This window comes from Pseudomonas sp. HY7a-MNA-CIBAN-0227 (assembly GCF_040310325.1).
In the GTDB taxonomy this organism is placed as follows: Bacteria; Pseudomonadota; Gammaproteobacteria; order Pseudomonadales; family Pseudomonadaceae; genus Aquipseudomonas.
The window spans coordinates 263744-282853 of sequence record NZ_JBEOPT010000002.1 but is presented as its reverse complement, the minus strand read 5'-3'; the positions used below and the strand labels follow the sequence as shown (position 1 = coordinate 282853).

At 58.3% G+C, this 19110-nt stretch carries 16 protein-coding genes and 3 pseudogenes; 8 read left to right on the top strand and 11 right to left on the bottom strand.

Annotated features, from left to right (window positions below; genetic code table 11):
• Positions 1 to 156: 156 nt before the first annotated feature.
• Positions 157 to 1803: a phosphoglucomutase (alpha-D-glucose-1,6-bisphosphate-dependent) gene (gene pgm / locus AAEZ06_RS04525; RefSeq protein ID WP_149413354.1), complete on the bottom strand. Its 1647-nt coding sequence runs from the start codon at positions 1801 to 1803 to the stop codon at positions 157 to 159.
• Positions 1804 to 2114: 311 nt separating this feature from the next.
• On the bottom strand, positions 2115 to 3137 hold the full coding sequence (locus AAEZ06_RS04520; protein ID WP_350612960.1) for a zinc-dependent alcohol dehydrogenase family protein: 1023 nt from the start codon (positions 3135 to 3137) through the stop codon (positions 2115 to 2117).
• Between the two features lie 248 nt (positions 3138 to 3385).
• On the opposite strand from AAEZ06_RS04520, the gene AAEZ06_RS04515 reads away from it, so the two are divergent.
• The gene (locus AAEZ06_RS04515) at positions 3386 to 4300 is read left to right on the top strand and encodes a LysR family transcriptional regulator (RefSeq protein WP_149413356.1); all 915 of its coding nucleotides are present in this window, start codon (positions 3386 to 3388) and stop codon (positions 4298 to 4300) included.
• A 313-nt stretch (positions 4301 to 4613) separates the two neighbouring features.
• On the opposite strand, the pseudogene AAEZ06_RS04510 reads toward AAEZ06_RS04515, so the two are convergent.
• The 6 genes and pseudogenes from AAEZ06_RS04510 to salA form a co-directional block, all read right to left on the bottom strand.
• Positions 4614 to 4943, bottom strand: a pseudogene (locus AAEZ06_RS04510) (cytochrome b); the annotation flags it as partial.
• Positions 4944 to 4961: 18 nt separating this feature from the next.
• Positions 4962 to 5885 (bottom strand): SphA family protein, encoded by a 924-nt coding sequence (locus tag AAEZ06_RS04505; protein ID WP_502948019.1) that lies wholly within the window; start codon positions 5883 to 5885, stop codon positions 4962 to 4964.
• 121 nt (positions 5886 to 6006) lie between these two features.
• Positions 6007 to 7458, bottom strand: coding sequence for an aldehyde dehydrogenase (locus AAEZ06_RS04500; RefSeq protein ID WP_350612957.1), 1452 nt, complete (start codon positions 7456 to 7458; stop codon positions 6007 to 6009).
• Between the two features lie 29 nt (positions 7459 to 7487).
• Positions 7488 to 8636: an NAD(P)-dependent alcohol dehydrogenase gene (locus tag AAEZ06_RS04495; protein ID WP_149413360.1), complete on the bottom strand. Its 1149-nt coding sequence runs from the start codon at positions 8634 to 8636 to the stop codon at positions 7488 to 7490.
• 41 nt (positions 8637 to 8677) lie between these two features.
• Complete coding sequence (catA, locus tag AAEZ06_RS04490) at positions 8678 to 9616, bottom strand: catechol 1,2-dioxygenase (protein WP_350612954.1); 939 nt, start codon at positions 9614 to 9616, stop codon at positions 8678 to 8680.
• Positions 9617 to 9685: 69 nt separating this feature from the next.
• Complete coding sequence (gene salA / locus AAEZ06_RS04485) at positions 9686 to 10969, bottom strand: salicylate 1-monooxygenase (protein WP_350612951.1); 1284 nt, start codon at positions 10967 to 10969, stop codon at positions 9686 to 9688.
• A 142-nt stretch (positions 10970 to 11111) separates the two neighbouring features.
• Between salA and AAEZ06_RS04480 the strand changes: the two genes are divergently transcribed.
• Positions 11112 to 12011 (top strand): LysR family transcriptional regulator, encoded by a 900-nt coding sequence (locus AAEZ06_RS04480; RefSeq protein ID WP_350613426.1) that lies wholly within the window; start codon positions 11112 to 11114, stop codon positions 12009 to 12011.
• Between the two features lie 15 nt (positions 12012 to 12026).
• Here AAEZ06_RS04480 and AAEZ06_RS04475 read toward each other — a convergent pair whose 3' ends face one another.
• Positions 12027 to 12929, bottom strand: coding sequence for a LysR family transcriptional regulator (locus AAEZ06_RS04475; protein WP_350612949.1), 903 nt, complete (start codon positions 12927 to 12929; stop codon positions 12027 to 12029).
• A gap of 150 nt (positions 12930 to 13079) precedes the next feature.
• Here AAEZ06_RS04475 and AAEZ06_RS04470 point away from each other — a divergent pair, with 150 nt between their 5' ends.
• From AAEZ06_RS04470 to AAEZ06_RS04455, 4 genes are all read left to right on the top strand, one after another.
• Positions 13080 to 13277: a tautomerase family protein gene (locus AAEZ06_RS04470; protein WP_003445639.1), complete on the top strand. Its 198-nt coding sequence runs from the start codon at positions 13080 to 13082 to the stop codon at positions 13275 to 13277.
• An 87-nt stretch (positions 13278 to 13364) separates the two neighbouring features.
• Complete coding sequence (locus AAEZ06_RS04465; protein WP_149413398.1) at positions 13365 to 13718, top strand: putative quinol monooxygenase; 354 nt, start codon at positions 13365 to 13367, stop codon at positions 13716 to 13718.
• Positions 13719 to 13788: 70 nt separating this feature from the next.
• Entirely contained in the window at positions 13789 to 14403 is a 615-nt protein-coding gene (locus tag AAEZ06_RS04460) for a nitroreductase family protein (protein ID WP_149413364.1), read from the top strand.
• A gap of 326 nt (positions 14404 to 14729) precedes the next feature.
• Positions 14730 to 15854, top strand: coding sequence for an MFS transporter (locus tag AAEZ06_RS04455; protein WP_350612946.1), 1125 nt, complete (start codon positions 14730 to 14732; stop codon positions 15852 to 15854).
• 7 nt (positions 15855 to 15861) lie between these two features.
• Here AAEZ06_RS04455 and AAEZ06_RS04450 read toward each other — a convergent pair.
• A pseudogene (locus AAEZ06_RS04450) lies at positions 15862 to 16095 on the bottom strand (SDR family oxidoreductase); the annotation flags it as partial.
• A gap of 160 nt (positions 16096 to 16255) precedes the next feature.
• On the bottom strand, positions 16256 to 17137 hold the full coding sequence (locus tag AAEZ06_RS04445) for a LysR family transcriptional regulator (protein WP_149413365.1): 882 nt from the start codon (positions 17135 to 17137) through the stop codon (positions 16256 to 16258).
• Positions 17138 to 17295: 158 nt separating this feature from the next.
• On the opposite strand from AAEZ06_RS04445, the pseudogene AAEZ06_RS04440 reads away from it, so the two are divergent.
• Positions 17296 to 18305 (top strand): annotated as a pseudogene (locus AAEZ06_RS04440) (LLM class oxidoreductase).
• Positions 18302 to 19102: a sugar phosphate isomerase/epimerase family protein gene (locus AAEZ06_RS04435; RefSeq protein ID WP_350612943.1), complete on the top strand. Its 801-nt coding sequence runs from the start codon at positions 18302 to 18304 to the stop codon at positions 19100 to 19102. The pseudogene AAEZ06_RS04440 and the gene AAEZ06_RS04435 overlap by 4 nt, the downstream one beginning before the upstream one ends.
• Positions 19103 to 19110: the final 8 nt, after the last annotated feature.

The following is a 19110-nucleotide window of genomic DNA, read 5'->3' as shown; positions in this document are numbered from 1 at the left end:
CATGCCGAGCCTAAGCGAGGCACCAAGTGGTGGGGCAAGAGCGCTTTGGTTACTTTGCCGCTTTTGCAAAGTGACACGCCGTAAGGGCGTAACCCTAAGCCGCCCTAACCAAAATAACGGATATGTACCCAACCGCCCCACCTCTAATCCACGGTGTTACTTGGACGAAATCGCCCCATCCACCAACACCTGAGCCTCTTGCACTAGACGCTTGAGGTGATCCTCGCCAATAAAGCTCTCGGCATAGATCTTGTAGATATCCTCGGTGCCCGATGGCCGCGCGGCGAACCAGCCGTTTTCGGTCATGACTTTCAGCCCGCCAATCGCCTGGTTGTTACCGGGCGCATGGCTGAGGATCTGCTGGATGCTTTCCCCGGCCAGTTGTGTGGACGTGACTTGATCCGGTGACAGTTTGCCAAGCAAGGCTTTTTGCGCCGGCGTGGCCTTGGCATCAACACGAATGGCAAACGGCTCGCCCAGTGCATCCGTCAGCCCACGGTAGATCTGACTGGGGTCCTGGCCCTTGCGCGAGGTCATTTCCGCCGCCAACAGGGCCGGGATCAGGCCGTCCTTGTCGGTGCTCCAGACGCTGCCGTCCTTGCGCAAGAACGAGGCGCCGGCACTTTCTTCGCCGCCAAAGCCCAGGGAGCCGTCAAACAGCCCGTCGGCAAACCACTTGAAACCCACTGGCACTTCATACAGGCGTCGACCCATACGCGCCGCCACCCGATCAATCAAGCCACTGCTGACCACAGTCTTGCCCACGCCAGCATCGGCGCGCCACTCGGGACGGTTCTGGAACAGGTAGTCGATGGATACCGCCAGGTAGTTGTTCGGCGCCAACAGGCCACCGGAGGGCGTGACGATGCCGTGGCGGTCGTGATCCGGATCGCAGGCGAAGGCCACGTCGAAACGATCCTTGAGACCGATCAAGCCTTGCATGGCGTAGCTCGACGAGGGGTCCATGCGAATCTGGCCATCCCAGTCGACACTCATGAAGCGGAAGGTGGCGTCGACCTCAGTGTTCACTACCTTCAGATTCAAACGGTAGTGCTCGGCAATCGCTGACCAGTAGTGCACCCCTGCTCCGCCCAGAGGATCGACACCCAGGCGCAAGTCGGCGCTGCGGATAGCATCCATATCAATGACGTTGATCAGGTCGGCGACATAGCTGTTGAGGTAGTCGTGACGGTGGGTGGTGTCAGCCTTCAGCGCCTGGGCGTGGGTGATGCGCTTGACCCCGGCGAGTTTGTTGGCCAGCAGTTCATTGGCCTTGGCTTCGATCCACTTGGTGACGTGGGTATCGGCCGGACCGCCGTTGGGTGGGTTGTATTTGTAGCCGCCACTTTGGGGTGGGTTGTGGGACGGGGTGATGACAATACCGTCCGCCAGGCCGGTGGTGCGGCCGCGGTTGTAGCAAATGATGGCGTGGGAAATCGCCGGGGTCGGCGTGTACTCATCGCCTTCGGCAAGCATCACGTGGACGCCATTGGCCGCCAGCACTTGCAGTGCGCTGGCACCAGCAGGGGTGGACAGCGCATGGGTGTCCAGGCCGACAAACAGCGGGCCGTTGATGCCCTGGGCCTCGCGATATAGGCAGATGGCCTGGCTGATGGCGAGTACATGCCATTCGTTGAAACTCAGGTCGAAGGAACTGCCCCGGTGCCCGGAAGTGCCAAAGGCCACGCGCTGAGTGGAGATCGCTGCATCAGGCTGGCCGGTGTAATAGGCCGTTACCAGTCGCGGGATGTCCACCAGCAACTGAGCTGGCGCCGGTTTGCCCGCAAAAGGACTGAGAGTCATGCAAAAACCTCTGAAAGAGAAAGATTCGGAAAAGAAATGCAGTTTACTGGGAGTTCGACCACCGCGCGACGGTATCTATCCCACATCAAATTGCGATTCAGGATTACCCAATCTATTCCTGCTTGAGGGCGTGCGCCATATAGGGCTGCCCGCTGGCTCACTGAGATTCAGGGCGGCGGCAAGAGCGGGATTTGGAGGAGTAAAACCTGAGCTTACGTGTTCAGCACAAACGTAAGCCCAGTCCTTCTAAATGGCGTATTTGCCCCATCAGAAGCGCAGGTGGAATGTCCATTTACGAACATTTCTACAGCTCAAACAGCTTCGACCTGCAACGCAACGCGCTCGCGGCATGGGCATTCATCCATGTAGCGGTGAGCTTCGACAAACTCGTTGAACGGGAACACTCGGGTCTTGAGCGGTACCAGCACACCGTCTGCGGTGAGTTGGTTGATATCACGCAGGGCCCGTTGCAACGCTACCTGGTCCTGGATGATCCCCAGCTCCGGCTTGCCAGTGAAGTTGCCGATGCAGTGCACAAAGAACTGGATGTTCTTCTGGAACGCGGCACAGGCCGGGAATGGCGTCTGGTTGCCACCTTGCAAGCCATAGAGCACCAGGCTGCCGCGCGGAGCCAGTACATCGCCAAGCAGCGACATTTGCGGGCCACCCAGGCCATCGAATACCACGTCGACGCCGCGATTGTCGGTCAGCTTGTTGATCTGCATCAGCAGGTCTTGTTCTTCGGTGACGATGACCTTTTCCGCGCCAAGGGACAGCAGGTTTTCACGTTCTTCAGCTGTCTTGGTCGCGGCGATTACCCGCACACCCAAGGCTTTGCCCAACTGAACAAACGAGGGGCCAGCGCAATGGCTGGCGTCAGTCACCAGGACAAATTGCCCAGGCTTGACCCGTGCCAGGTCCATGTAGGCAAAGTAGGCAATCAACAGCGGTGTGTAATGCACGCTGGCTTGCACCGGGCTCAGGACATCCGGGTAACGGGTCAAGGCCGAACGGGGCAAGACGATCACTTCGCCATAGACAGGGTAATCATTGGGGCTCTCGGCCGGAAAACTGGCGACTTTGTCACCCACCTCCAGGTCATCGACGCCATCGCCTACGGCCTCAACCACCCCGGCCATTTCATGGCCAAGGCCTGATGGCAGGCGAGCGTGGGAGGGCGCCAGGTTCTGGCGCCAGAGTATGTCGTACCAACTGATGCCAATCGCCTCGACACGCACCTGCACTTCGCCCGGTGCAGGCAACGTGGCTGCATGCTCTTCGCACTTGAGCACCTCGGCCGGACCAAACTTGTGAAAGCGGATCGTGCGGGACATCGCAAACCTCGTCAAAGTAACCTCTAATGCCATGGACTTTATCTGGGCTTTCGGGGCAAGGCCACCGGTCACCATTAATAGTCGACATGCCTGCCATTGATTCCGCACCTGCGGAAAACACCTCAAACTGCGTAGGGAAACTGAATTATCCGGTGCAGAGTACCAGCCTTTCCCCGTAAGATTCATGCTGGCCATTGTTCTTATGTGGCTGCCCTCGTCAAGTTTACTGACGCCGCCTGGGACACAAGATGAACCGTAACGACCTGCGTCGTGTCGACCTGAACCTGTTGATCGTATTCGAAACCTTGATGCATGAGCGCAGTGTGACCCGTGCCGCCGAGAAATTGTTCCTCGGCCAGCCGGCCATCAGCGCTGCGTTGTCACGCCTGCGCGGGCTGTTCGATGATCCATTGTTCGTGCGCACCGGGCGCAGCATGGAGCCATCGGCACGGGCGGTGGAAATTTTCGCCCTGCTCTCACCGGCACTGGACTCGATTTCCACGGCGGTCAGCCGGGCCTCCGAGTTTGATCCGGCCACCAGCACGGCGGTTTTTCGCATAGGTCTGTCAGACGATGTGGAATTTGCCTTGCTGCCCATGCTGCTCAAACGCCTGCGGGCCGAGTCACCGGGCATCGTGCTGGTGGTGCGCCGCGTCAACTATATCTTGATGCCAGGCCTGCTGGCTTCCGGGGAAATCTCCATTGGCGTCAGCTACACCACCGACCTTCCGGCCAACGCCAAGCGCAAGATCCTGCGCCGCAGCCTGCCCAAGCTGCTGCGGGCCGACAGCATGCCCGGCGCCCTGAGCCTGGATGATTTCTGCGCCCGCCCCCATGCCCTGGTGTCATTTGCCGGCGACCTGAGCGGGTTTATCGATGAAGAGCTGGAGAAGCTCGACCGCAAACGCCACGTCGTGCTGGCGGTGCCGCAATTCAACGGCCTCGGTACGCTGCTGGCAGGTACCGATATTCTGGCAACGGTGCCCGATTACGCCGCCGAAGCCCTGACCGCTGCTGGCGGCTTGCGGGCAGAGGACCCGCCGTTGCCGGTGCGCACGTTTGAGCTGCACATGGCTTGGCGGGGATCGCAGGATAACGATCCGGGGGAGCGTTGGTTGCGGTCGCGGATTCAGATGTTCTTTGGCGACCCTGAGAGTCTTTAGGCGTCGTAGGACAGGCTGTTTATCTGACGCTTCTGGCCCGTTCGGGTGCTAGTGGCATGATTGTCCCAATGCAGAACCTGCGCTTGGCCAAGACTACCGCGGAAGAAGGTGTTGAGTTATTGGCCTATTCGATGTGGCTGGCCCGACCAATCAGATTTCAGTGGCAACGCTTGCCCAAAACCTGCATCAGCAGGCAACGCTTGTTGCCAGCATGGAGTACTTCTGGGCAATCATTGTGGCTGCAAGTCTCGCGCTGGTGGTTTCCATGATGCAGAAAACCTTCAGATAGGTGCCGTTGCCAGCTCCCCGGCATTCAGCGCTTCAACGCGGGCAGCATGCCGTTGAGGATCTCGTCTTTGTCGACAAAGTGGTGCTTGAGCGCCACCAGCAAGTGCGCGCCAACGAGCGCACCGCAAAACCAAGCAGTCCATGTATGCACGAGCTTGGCCACATCATAGAGATCGGGATGGGGTGCGACCAACGGCGGCAAAACAAACAAGCCAGCGACGAGGATGGCTTTATCCGCCACTGAACTCCAATACCAGCCGGACACAGGCAGCGCCATCAAGGCCATTGCATACAGAAGCACGTGCCCCAACGCCGCCCCGCGCTTCATCAGCGGGCTCATGCTGGCAGGCAAGGCGCTGCCAGCCACTTTTCGCTAAAGAGGAATAGTCAGCTTGACCCAGTAAGCTTCGCCTTCCGGACGGTTGCGTACTTCGCTTTCCTTTTGCCATTTCGCGGTCACGAACCAGCCGGAATTGCTCGCGTATTTGACTGACGGGCCGATGGCAAATGCACGCCCGCGGTTGCCCTCAACGCGAACGCCATCTTGATGATCATCGGTGGTCTGTCGATATATATAGCCACCGACGCCCACAACCCAACCATTCGCGAAGCCCCAACCCAGTGAGTAGTCAGCGTGCAGTTCCTGCCCTGAGCGATAGTCCGTTGCGCGATTGCGCAAGTTGAAGTCATACATCAGCTTGATATCGGCATTCACTCCGGCAGGATCGACATACGAGAACGCGGCAATCGGCTCGAATGCCCAGTAATTGCGGCCAATATTCGCTAGGTCACCGCGGTCATAACGGCCGGTGGGGGCGAAGATATCCAGCGCGTAGATCGCATGGAATTTATCACTGTAGTGATAGCCGAGCGCCGGGCCGAAGATGATATCGCCCATGCCGGTTTTCTTCTGATGCTGACCGTTCACGTCAACCCGCAGGTCGACCAAGGGCACGTTGAGATGAAACGCCAGGTCGCCATCAAGGACCTTTTGCTCGGTCACCCAGATCAGCCTCGGAGCAATTACATCGGCGCTCAGGTGAAAATCATCGAGCGCCGACTTGCCCCGATTATCCAGGAGCCGATCAGCACGATAACGCTCTGCAAAAATCTGCGCGTAGAAACCAGGCGGCGGCATGGCCCCGGTCATGTAATTGTCGGCGCCCATCGGGTAGGACGATCCACCACCCTCGGTAGCCTGGGCGGCGGGCAGACAAAATGCCAGCGCGCAACCAACAGTCAAAGCAGGCATTTTGGACAGGACAGTTATAGCGACAACGGTTTTTTTATTATTCATTGTGGCAACCATGTGTGCGTTGAAAATTCGCAGGCAGCACCGGGCGCGACACCCGGAGTGCCGTGATCTATTCGAGAGTAGTAACCGCCGGCTCCGTGGAGCCGGCCTCAATGCTTTGTCGTTAGAACGGATAAGGCTGGTCGGAAGGCTCGACCGTGACCCATTTCACTTCGGTGAATTCTTCAATGACTGCACTACCGTCAAAACGGCCGTAGCCACTGTTCTTCATGCCGCCATAAGGTGCCTGTGGTTCGTTTTGCACGGTGGCCCCGTTGATATGCACACAACCGGCATCCAGGCGACTGGCGAGGTCGAGGGCGAGGCTGACGTTGCGGCTGAAGATGGCCGAGGACAGGCCGAATGCCGTGTCATTGGCGACTTCCAATGCCTGCTCGGCACCTTTCACACGGACCACCGTTGTAACGGGGCCGAAGGTTTCCTCATCGTAGATTTCCATGGCCGACGTCACACGATCGACCAACGTAGGCGCCATCTGCGCCTGCTCCGCCAGCCCACCGGCCACAATCGAGGCGCCTTTGCCAATCGCATCATCGAGCATCTGATTAATGCGTTGGACCGAGCCTTGGGCGATCATCGGGCCTACGACACTGGCAGGATTGGTCACGGGACTGCCCTGCTCCAGGCCACGAATACGCTCTGCAAACTTGGCGACAAAAATGTCGGCAACCGCTTCATCGACCACAAACCGCTCGGTCGACATGCAAATTTGCCCCTGGTACAGAAAAGCCCCGAACACCGCTGCATTGACCGCGCCATCCAGATCGGCATCTTCCAACACAATAAACGGCGCCTTGCCGCCCAGTTCCAGCAAGCAACGCTTGAGATGTTTGGCGCAAGTCTGGGCAATCATTCGGCCCACGTTGGTCGAGCCGGTAAAGTTCACCCGGCGTACCGTGTCGTGGGCAATCAGCACTTCGGTGACGGCGCCAGCATCTTCGGGGGCAGAGATGATGAAGTTCACCACGCCCGGCGGGAAACCTGCGTCATAGAAGGCTTGGGCAAGCAGTTCATGCGTGCGGGGGCTGTTCTCCGAACCTTTAAAGATCACCGTGTTACCGCAGGCCAACGGGTAAGCAATGGAGCGAGTGCCTAGGATTACCGGACCGTTCCACGGCGCGATGCTCAGCACCGTGCCGGCGGGCTGACGCAGGGTCACGGATAAAGTGCCCGGTTTATCGGTCGCCAGTGTTTCGCCTTTGATTTGTGTGGTCAGTGCAGCGGCTTCGCGCAACAGGTTGGCGGAAGCGCCCACGTTAAATTGTGACCACAAACGCGACGCACCGATTTCTTCGGCCATGACGGTGCAAAACAGCTCCATCTTGCCTTCCAGCGCATCAGCCGCGGCCAGCAGCAGCCGGCGACGCTCGGTTGGGCCGACCTTCGACCACGTCTTGAACGCTTGCTGCGAAGAAGCCGCAACTCGCCGCGCATCGTCCACGCTGCAAGCGGCCCCCGTAGTGACGACCTTGCCGCTGATCGGATCGATACGCTGATAGGTCTTACCGTTAGACGCCGTTTGCGCGACGTTGTCGATTACGAGTTGAACATTCATTAAGAGGTCCTTTGGGTGAGCCTGAGGAATCACGCCAGATCGGCCGCGGCCGGCATGCGCAGAATCGGTTTGATGGTGATGCCGCTTTCGCTGTCGGCCATGGCTTCATTGACCTGGTCAAAGGTGTAAAACCGGCACAGTTTGTCGAAGGGGAAGCGGCCTTGCAGGTGCAGGTCGACCAGCGTGGGAATAAACGCGTTGGCGACCACGTCGCCCTGGACAATGCCCATGATTCGCTTGCCGGGGATCATCACGTCATTGATGTTGAACGCCACTTCCGTACCCATTTTGGTCGCCCCTACGATTCCGCAGGTGCCCAGGGTTGTAAGCGCGTCGATGGCCTGGCGCAGTACTTCTGCACGACCGGAGCATTCAAGGCTGTAGTTCACGCCGCCGCCGGTGATTTCACGAATGCGTTGAACCGGGTCCTCTTCACGGCTGTTGATCACGTGAGTCGCGCCGACTTCAAGCGCAAGGCTCAAGCGACTGGGCGTCACATCGACGGCAATGATCGTAGTAGCGCCTGCCACCTTGGCCGCCATTACGGCCGCCAAGCCTACGGCGCCAGCGCCAAACGCAGCAAAGCTGGCGCCCGCCTCGACTTTCAGTGCCTTGAGCACCGACCCCGCCCCTGTCTGAATGCCGCACCCCAGTGGGCCCAGCAATTCCAACGGCGCCTTTTTCGACACTTTCACCACGCTACGCTCGCTGGCGATCACATAGGTTGAGAACGAAGACTGGCCAAAGAAGTGGTCATGTATCGGCGCCGCGTTGTCGCAGCTGCAGGTCGAGGTACTGCCGTCCAGCCGTCCGCCGCCGAAGTTCAGAGGGTGCATGTGGGAACAGTGCGCGGGGTGCCCGGTTTCGCAAGGCAGACACAAGCCGCACGACATGTAGGTCATGACCACGTGATCACCGGGTGCGATGGTTGTCACCGCAGCCCCTACCGACTCAACAACCCCCGAACCTTCATGGCCCAGCACGATCGGCAACGGCGTCGGAAAAAGCTGGTCACGCACGACCATGTCAGTGTGGCAAACACCGGTCGCGACAATACGCACGCGCACTTCATCAGCGCGCGGGACGCCTAGCTCTGCGCGTTCAAGCTGGAGTTTGCTCCCGGCTTCACGCAATACGGCAACTTTGATTTCAATGGGGGCAAGGGTGCTTTGGGACATCTATTTATCCTCTCTAATCGTTCAGGTTTGACTGCGTCGACTTACGCGGTTTGCAGTGCACGCAGGCGATTGCTGCGCTGCTGCGCTTCCAGGCTGGTTGCCGGGCGCAACTGAAAATCAAAAGTCATTTGTGCAAAACGCCCTGGCACATCATGGGCAGCGGCCAGCGCCTGGTCATCGATGAACTGCACCTCGCCGATCAACCCATCACGCGTGGCGTAGGCAAAGTCGTCCCAGAGGTACTTGTCGTTGGACAGGTTGATTTGGGTAGTGAGGTGCTCATAACCGGGGGCCGACAGGAAGAAGTGGATATGCGCAGGACGCTGGCCATGGCGCCCTAGGTGGTTAAGACATTCCTGTGTCGGGCCTTGAGGATTGCAGCCGTAGCCCGAAGGCACGATGCTCCTGACCCGATAACGCCCGTCAGCATCGGTCACGATGCGCCGGCGCAGGTTGAATTCGGACTGGCTTTTGTCGAAGTGCGAGTAGTTGCCTTTGCTATCCGCTTGCCACAGGTCGACAAGAGCCCCGGCGATAGGCTGGCCTTGCAGATTCAGGATTTGCCCTTCAACAAAAAACGGTGTGGCAACGCCGTCTTCCGAGCCATCGTCCATCCGCGCAAAACCCTCGCGCAGAGGCGCACCCGCGACATAGAGGGGGCCTTCAATCGTGCGCGGTGTGCCTCCGGTACGGCCTGCCTCGGCTTGCTTCGTATCGTTGAGCAGATCGAGGAAATGCTCAACGCCTAGGCCTGCCGCAAGCAACCCTGCTTCGTTACTTTTACCGAGCCGATTGATGTATTCAACCCCTGCCCAGAACTCATCATCAGTAATCTCCAGCTCTTCGATGATCCTGGCGGTCTCTTGCAGAATACGCAGCACGATGCGCTTGTTTCGTGGGTTGCCGGCGGCGTTTTTCAGCCCGGCGGCATCTCGGAAAAATTCAAGCATGCCGGGGGTATTGGAAATGCTGACGCTCATAGCTTTTTTACCTGTCTTTTTTATTGTGGGTTTAGTGGGCCAGCCAATGGCGCTGGCGCCGTCTGGACGTCAAACAGCCTCAGCCCAACCGAGCCGAGTACGGGCCTGCGCAAGGTCCGATTGCATATCGTGGTTCCATAGCCAATCGAAACGGCTGGCCAGGGTGGTCGACAACAGGGATTCCTGGTCTTCGACTTGAGGGTCACGGAATTCGTAAAGCTCACCCGCTTCCCAAGACGTTCGTTGCACACGGCAGGCGCGGGGCCGCCGAATCTCGTCATACACCTGCAAGACGTTTTGGGCATTGCTCTCAAGTACCCGCGGGTCGCCCAGCAAGCGCGCAAGTAGCCAGGCATCTTCAAGTCCTTGGCCAGCCCCGGCGCCTTGATGGGGCAGCATGGCGTGGGCCGCATCACCGATCAGCCCGACACGACCATGGGTGTAGCCTGCAAGTTCATCCAGCTCATGAAGTGCCCACAACGTCGGCGCGGGGATGCACTCGAGTAATACGCGCACGGCATCGCCCCAGTGCGCGAAAGCTTGCAGCATTTGCGCCTGGCTGGTGCTTTTGACCCAGGGAGTGTCTTGTGGCCACACAGGGTTGGGCTCGGAGCGATCGGAAACGAAGGCCACCACGTTGATCAACCGGCCTTGCTTGACCGGGAACGTGAGGATATGGGCGTCGAGACCCAGATACATTTGCGGGACATTGATCAGATGCTCATCGACACCAGCAGCGCGATACGCCTCGCGCAGTTGCTCACTGTCGATCATCCCGCGGTAGGCGCAGGTGCCGCTGAATCGAGGAGCGACCAAAGGCAGACCCAACCCCTGGAGCACATAGTCGCGCAGAGATGACTTGATACCGTCTGCAGCGAGCAGAAGGTCACATTCATAGTCCGTGCCATCGGTGAATTGAACGCAGACCCTTTCTCCCGTCTCACGGACGCTGACGGCGCGCTTGTCGAAACGGGCAACTCCGTCTGGTAATTGCTGCGCCAACGCATCAAGGAAATCGGCGCGGTGCACGGACGATTGACCCACGCCATCGGCGACGCTGGCGCCGAGGTAGCCGGCATCCACGCCGCGGCGCCATTCAAACCAGATGTCTTGCCAGGGTTGCGGGGTACGGTCAGCAATGCGCTCATAGGGTGTGCCGATCCCTAGGCCTTCGATGGCACGCACGGCGTTTGCACCGAACGATACTCCGGCACCGACTTCACCGAAGGCTGGTGCGGCTTCAAATAACGTCACTTCCAGATGCGGGTGACGGCAGAGATCAAGTGCCAAGGCTACGCCAGCGATACCACCGCCGACGATGCCCACTTGCAAGACAGAATGAGGGCTAGTCATGGGAAAGCCTTATGGTTGTTTTTGGAATAGCCCGATCATGACTATTCACAAACCATTGATAAATGCCCTGTCCTCCATACAAACTATCACCAGCGTGAATACTAAACGGTTTAACCCGCATGCCCGACCGAGAGAATCCAAGATGAATCTGCGCGAGCTGGACCTGAACCTTTTGGTGATCTTCAACCAATTGCTGGTAGACCGAAGCGTCTCAGTGGCGGCTGATAGCCTTGGCCTGACTCAACCGGCTGTCAGCAACGCGTTGAAGCGTTTACGCATCACGTTCAACGATGAGTTGTTCGTGCGCACGCCCAAGGGCATGCAGCCTACCCCTTTTGCCGCGCAACTGGCTGAGCCGGTATCCCAGGCAATCGGTTTGCTGCACGGTGCAATCAACCGCCACGATGAGTTCGATCCTGCGACCAGCAAAAAACGCTTCGTGGTAGCGATGACCGATATCGGGGAAATTTATTTCGTCCCGCGATTGGTCGACGCGCTGCTCAAACTAGCCCCCGGAATTTCGGTGAGTACGCTGCGAAGCAATACTCAGTTGTCCGAAGGACTGGTCAGTGGCGAGGTGGATCTTGCCGTCGGATTGCTGCCAGACCTGCAAGCAGGCTTCTACCAGCGGCGCCTGTTTCACCATCGCTATGTATGCTTATGCAGACAAGACCATCCGCTGACGCAACAGCCAATGACCCTCGAGCGTTTCTGTGAGTTCGGGCACGTCAGGATCGTGGCTGCCAGTACAGGCCACGGAGAAATCGACACGCATATGCAGCGTGCTGGCCTGCAACGCGAGATTCGCCTGGAAGTGCCGCACTTTGTCGCGGTCGGGCATATCCTGCAGAACACCGACCTGATCGCAACAGTCCCCGAACGTTTCGCCAACAGCTGCGCGCAGCCCTTCGGCCTCACCACCCTGCCGGTTCCGTTACCCTTGCCCGAAATCGCCATCAACTTGTTCTGGCATGGCAAGTACAACCGGGACCCCGCCAACAAATGGTTCCGACAACTGATGTTTGATCTGTTCAGCGATTAAGTGCATGCACGCCGTTTACTGCCAATGCGCGCACAATTTGACCAATTCATCGACCACATACCGAACCTTGGGTCGCAGGTGCGACACCTTCGGCCAGACCGCATGCACATCCACCGCTTCAGGTTCATAGGCTTGCAGCACCTCTACCAGCCTGCCCGCTTCTATATCGTCCTGGAACAGGCTGCGTGGCATCTGGCATAAACCGGCGCCTGCCACCGCCGCAAGAATCATGACCTCACCATCGCCAATCTGATGAGTTGAGGGTGGCGCGTAACGCACCGTCTGCCCCGCCTGTGTCACGCGCCATGCGAGCGGTTGGCCGCGTCGATGGCCGACGATGCAACGATGCTGGCCCAGCTCTTCCAGGGTTTGGGGGGTGCCGAAGCGCGCCAGGTAATCAGGGGAGGCACAGATGGCCCAGCGCTGGCGGGTCAAGCGACGTGCCACCAGGCCGCTGGTGTCCTGCAGTTCGCCAAACCGTACCAACAAATCGATCCCTTCCTCGAACGGGTCCACCAAGTGATCGGAAAACGTCAGGCTCAATTGCAGCGCAGGGTATTTTTTGGCGATCTCGAACAACAAGGGCGCGACAACCCTGCGGCCGAAAGCAACCGGCACATCAACTCGCAAACGTCCGGAAGGCTCTCCACCACCGGGGCCCAATCCGCTTTCAGCGGTGCCGATTTCCTCTAGGGCCATGGAGCATGCCACGAAATATGCCTCGCCATCAGCAGTCAGGGATATCCGTCTGGTAGTGCGATGAAACAACTGCGTGCCCAAACGTTCCTCTAGACGTGCGATGGCTTTGCCAACGGCGGATTTCGACACCTCCAGCCGTTCAGCCGCCTGGGTAAAGCTGGATGAGCGTGCAGCCACTACGAAGGTGATTACGCCCTGGAAGGAATCGATAGGTACCATGTCGACCGCTCTATTGTAGAGTTTATATCTACCTAGATTATAGTTTAAGGCCGTTTATCGTCACATAATTCAACAGTACGATGGATTCCAGTAAGGCAACGGTGCACTTCGCGCACCTCTCCCAGATCAATGTCCTAGAAGGAATACATCATGCCCGTCGTACGTGTGAGCTGGTTCGAAGGTAAAGAACACGCGCAGAAAGCTGCTGTTGCAGCCGATATCACCGAAAGCATCGTTAAACACACCGGTACCGATGCCAATTACATCTACGTGATTTTCGAAGACGTAGCCGCATCGGATTGGGCAGGCGCCGGCAAGCTGTTCGGGGAAGCACCCGAAAAGTCCTGACGCCCCCGACCTGTACCGCACGCATCGCCCTAATCCAGCGATGCTGGCGTGCAGGTTTTTGTCATCCATCTGCCGGAGACCACCACCATGCATCCCCATATTTCCTGCCTATTTTCCCTTGCGGTCAAACCCGCAGAGTTCGCTGAATTCAAGGCACTGATCGCCACCATCGTTGCCGCCACTCGCGCCGAGCCGGGCACACTGGTTTACGAATACAGCGTCAATGAAGACAACAGCACTGTGCACATCCTTGAGCGTTATAACGCCGATGCCGTGGTGAGCCACGTAGACACCACGTTCGCGCCTTTCGGCCAGCGCTTCCTGGAGCTGTGCACCATTACCAGTCTGGTGGTCTACGGCACACCTGACGCTGAAATCCGCATGCGTCTGGACCCGTTCGGCGCCGTATACATGACCCCGTTCGACGGCTTCAGCCGCTAAGTTCAAACAAGGCGCAGGCTCAAGAGAGACAACCGTGTCCTGCGCATCCATATCCCGCACAGAGATCACCATGTCCGCTATCGCTGAAGTTATTAAGTCCCGCATCTCCGCCAACAGCTACGACACTGAACGTTCATTGACGGACGCCCAGGTCGCCGAGCTGGTCAACCTGGCCACCCACGCCCCCTCCGCTTTCAACCTGCAAAACTGGAAATTCCTGGCTGTGCGCAGCCCCGAAGCCAAGGCGCGCTTGTTGCCATTGGCATTCGGCCAGCAAAAGATCATGGATGCAGCCGTGACCTTTATTGTCTGCGGTACCCTGAACCCGCACATAACCCTGCCTGCTGCATTGAAGCCGACACTGGATGCCGGAATCATTGACCAATCGATCTACGACATGTGGGTGGGTGCGGCTCAAGGCATGTACCAGCTAAACCCTCAACTGCAGCGCGACGAAGCCATCCGCTCCGGCTCACTGGCCGCGATGACCCTGATGTTGGCCGCCAAGGGCCAAGGTTTGGTTTCAACTCCAATGATTGGATTCGATCAGGCCGCAGTGGCCAAGGAATTCGGCCTGTCGGATGAAGAAGTGCCCGTGATGTTGATCACTGTTGGCCACCCTGGCTCGGCCAACTGGCCACAAAAGCCGCGTAAACCTGTGAGCGACGTGTTGCAGTTCATTTAAGCCCTGTCGCCTTGCATGCCTGGGTAATCCAGGCATGCAAGGACATCGCTCAATCGACTCACAACCATGATCTGCTACAGGCTGTGAAACACGAATACCATGACTCAATCGAATGCTTCATTACGCGCAATTTTAATTGCTGCCTGCTTGGGCTTTCTCGTCGTGCAACTCGACGTCAGCGTTGTGAACGTCGGGCTGGGTGCGCTTAAAGCTGCCTTCGATACCGACCTCACCGGCCTGCAGTGGGTCATTAACAGTTACGCCTTACCGTTCTCAGCCTTGCTGATTATGGGGAGGCATGGGGCGACAAATGGGGAGCGAAGTCCGTGTTCGCAGCGGGTTTCTCGATATTTACCCTCGCCTCCATCGGCTGCGGCCTTGCCAGTAGCATGAGTATCCTGATCACGATGCGTGTCATCCAGGGCATCGGAGCCGCGTTGCTGATACCTACCTCATTGACGCTGATCCGTGTGTCATTTCAAGACACGGACCGACGCCGATCCGCCGTCGCGCTTTGGGGGGCCTGCGGCGGAATTGCTCTGGCCGCCGGGCCAGTGATCGGTGGGCTGATGATCGAGTACTTCGGATGGAGAAGTGTCTTTCTACTGAATATTCCGATCGGTCTGCTGGCTATCACGCTAATCCTGCGACACGCGCCCGCGTCCCCTAGGGTCGACAAACACATCGATATTGCGGGGCAAACCAGTATTGCCATCTGCCTTGCATCGTTGACCTATGGGTTAACCGAGTCGAGTGCGCAAGGCTGGAGCGCTGAGACACTGACGGCCATGGCCGTTGCGCTGGCCTGTGCGGCAGCGTTTGTTGTGATCGAGCGTCGCGTCAAACATCCCATGCTACCGGCACGCCTTGCCAGTAATAAGGTGCTCGGCAGCATGGCGCTGGCCGGCGCTACGATCAATCTGACGTTTTACGGCGCAGTGTTCGTGTTCAGTATTTACTTTCAAACCTTCCTGCACTTTGATGCATTCAAAACCGGCGTGTCATTCATACCCTTGACGGCGGTGTTGACTCTATCAACCCTGCTCTCATCACGATTCGGCAAACGCTTCAGTGCCACGCGCATCATCACCACGGGCTTTAGCGTGCAGATCGTCGGGTTCCTCGTACTGTCGCAAATCACAGCGCTCGACTCCCCGTGGCTGCTTAATGGCGCGCTGATGCTGGTAGGCATTGGCAGCGCAATGTCGGTGCCATCCATTACCAATTCGATGCTGTCGTCTGTGTCCCAGCACGATGCTGGGATCGCGTCAGGGTTGATGGCTTCAGCCAGGCAGTTAGGCGGTGTGTTGGGCGTTGCGGTCTCGGGAATACTGATTGCGCATGATGACGCAGTGTCATTCTCGCAAGGGATGGCGAACGCAATGCTGTTTTCTGCGTTCGCTTTGCTGGTGTGTATCGGGGTGAACCTGTACGTGTCACGCCAGCCCTGAAGACCTATCAGACGATATCGTCTACCACGCCACCGTCGACTCTTAACGAAGCGCCGGTGGTTGCCGATGCCTGCGTGGAGCAGACATAAACAATCATGTTGGCCACTTCCTCTACGCTGGCGGCGCGCTGGATGATCGAGCTTGGGCGATGCTGCATGACAAACTCGGCAACCACCGCCTCAAGGGTTTTGCCGGTGCGTTCGACTTCGCCCTTCATCATGTCCGCGACGCCATCAGATATCCGATCTACCTGAGTGTGACTGCACTGGTCGTTGCATTGCTGGGTGAAGGCGCCTTTGCGGCTAAGCCGTCCAACAATGCTTGATTGAGCCACACGTAACAGCTGCCGGCAACCTGGGAACCCAGTGCGCCGGCAGCTGCGTTTGGGGCACGACAGGGGTTCACGTCAGGCGTGACGCCATGAAGCTGACAAACGCCTTTATCTTGGGCAGCGGCTGTCGGCTGGACGGCCACAGGATGCTGAACGTGCGGTGATCACTGATGTACCGGTCCAACACCGGCACCAGACGCCCTGCGCCGATGGCGTCCTCGATAAAAAAGTCGGGCAGGCAGGCGATACCCTGCCCCGCCTCCGCCATTGCCAGCAAGGCTTCAATCGCGTTGGACGTCGCTGACTGCCCCAGCTCCAGCGTGTCTTGCCCTTTCTTCGTCACCAGCGGCCAGGGATCAAGCTTACCGCTGGTGGGATAGCGATATCGCAGGCAAGCATGGTTCGAAAGGTCTGTCGGCCGCGAAGGGACACCTCGACGCGAAAGATAATCTGGCGATGCGACCAACCGGTGGCTGTAGCCATTGAGCTTACGCATCATCAGTCGGGAGTCGTCGACTTCACCGATGCGCATCACCGCATCGAAGCCCTCCTCGATCACATTGACCAAACGGTCACTGAACTCCAGCTCCAACTCCACTTCTGGATACGCTTGCTGAAACGCAATCAAATGAGGCATCAACCGCATGCCCAGCTGTGGCAAACCGAGACGTAATTTGCCCTGGGGGTTGCCAGCAGCCTGAGTGAGCTCGCGCTTCGCAACTTCATATTCCGCAAAAATTCGCTGGCAACGCTCCAGAAAAAGACTGCCCTCCGCCGTTAGGGTAATCGCGCGAGTGGAACGATGAAACAGCCGCACGCCCAACTCTTCCTCCAGCCGCGCAACCGCCTTGCCAACAGCCGAGGAAGACACTCCGGTCCTGCGCCCAGCCTCAGTAAAACTGCGGGTATGCGCCGCCTGAACGAATGCGCTCAGCGCGCCGAAATGATCCATGAACAGCCTCATCTATTTGAGCGTTATTTTCACAAATGATTGGAATTTCATCCTATTTTTCTTTCACATCATACCCCCTATAGTCTCCTCCATCGTGACTTTATGGCGCGCGTCTCGCCTTCAACGTCACCGCCATCCGCTACTACGAGCATATTCCGATGACCTCCCAACCTCGCGCACGCGCAATCGCCCCGGAGCTTCAGCAACACCCTGGCTATGCCCGTGTATTTAAACAAGGGCATTTGACCTTCGGTTTCATTGCCCCGCTGGAAAGCTACCCCAACAGCCCAGGCCCCACCCTGCAGGATCACGCGCAGATGGCTCAACGCGTAGACGAAGCTGGATTCTCCGCGATCTGGCTGCGCGATGTGCCGTTTTATGACCCCAACTTCGGAGACGTCGGCCAGATCCTCGATCCTCTGGTTTATGCAGGCTACCTGGCTGCAGTGACCACGCGAATTGCGATTGGCACGGCGGGGATCGTCCTGCCATTGCGCGATCCACTGATTGTTGCCAAGCAGGCTGCCAGCGTGGACCAACTGCTGGGCGGGCGATTCATTCTGGGACTGGCGACCGGCCGATCGAATACCCGGCCTTCGGGCTTGAATTTGACAATCGTGCCGAACGCTTCCGTGACGCACTGGGCATCATCCGTGCAACCACGCAAAGTCATTGGGCCAAGCATACGTCGCGTTTTTACGGCCAGTTGAACGGTGAAATTGACCTGATCCCCAAACCCGTCGGGCCGCGTTTACCCACCCTTATCGTCGGCCACGCGGGCCAGTCGCTGGAATGGATCGGTGAACACACTGACGGGATTCTTTCCTACACATCCAGCCCCGCGATGATTCCCCAGGTGATCGAGCGATGGCGTGCGGTCTGTGGCCACGACGTGCACAAACCCTACGGCTACGGCACGTTGTTTGATCTGGATCGCGACCCGGACCATCCCGTGCAGGCGGGACGCGTACTGCGCGCCGGGCGCAATGCGCTGATCGAGCACTGGAAACGCCAGCAGGATCAGGGGGTAGGTCATGTCGCCCTGCACTTCAAACCTCAACGCCGCCCTGCCCCTGAAGTCATCGATGAACTGGCTCAATACGTGTTGCCGCATTTTCCAAGCATCGCCCTCCCCGTCGAGTCTCAACCTATGCAGGCCGTCCAATGAATCGCGTCCTTCACCATATGGATTTCATCTTCCAGACCGCCATGGGCACCTATCCCCTGGCCGCACAGTGCGAAATGCTTGCCGACCTTGGTTACCAAGGCTTGACGATGTCTGCGTGGAGCCAAGACCTGAAGTCGATTCCTCAAGTCAAACCGACCTGGGGCCTGGACGTGGGCGCGGTCTACTTGATCTACCGCAAGGGCCTCGAAGCGTTCGTGACCCAGGTTTTCGAGAGCCTTGAAGACTGCACCACGATTGAACTGGCGCTGCATTCAGGTGATGAAGTCACAAATCTTGACCGTCGCATGCTTGAGCGCCTGCTGCCCATTTGTGAGCGCAGAGGCCTGCACATCAACCTTTATCCGCACGCACGCTACGGCATGCAAACAACCACGGAAGCCGTCGCACTGTGCCGGGAGTTCAACCATCCCCTGCTCAATATCGTATTCAATGGTTATCACTGGTACGCCACTGAAGAACAAGCGTTGGAACAGCGCCTTGATGCGATGTGGCCTTGGCTCCAACACGTGAACATTGCCGGCACACGTCGCTCTCCATTGGGTTGGGGCGGCCTGGCGACCATCGAACCGCTTGATGAAGGCGAGATGGATAATTTCGTCCTGCTGGGCGCCCTTGAACGCCGCAGCTTTACCGGGCGTGTCGGCGTGCTGGGATGGCAAAGCATGGGTGGCGACGTTTACGGCAACCTGCGCCGTTCAGCCACGGCATTTCGTTCCATGGAGCAACGTCTGGCCGCACACCCCGAATGGGCCCTACTGACCGAAACGCCACGCTAGGCGAGGAG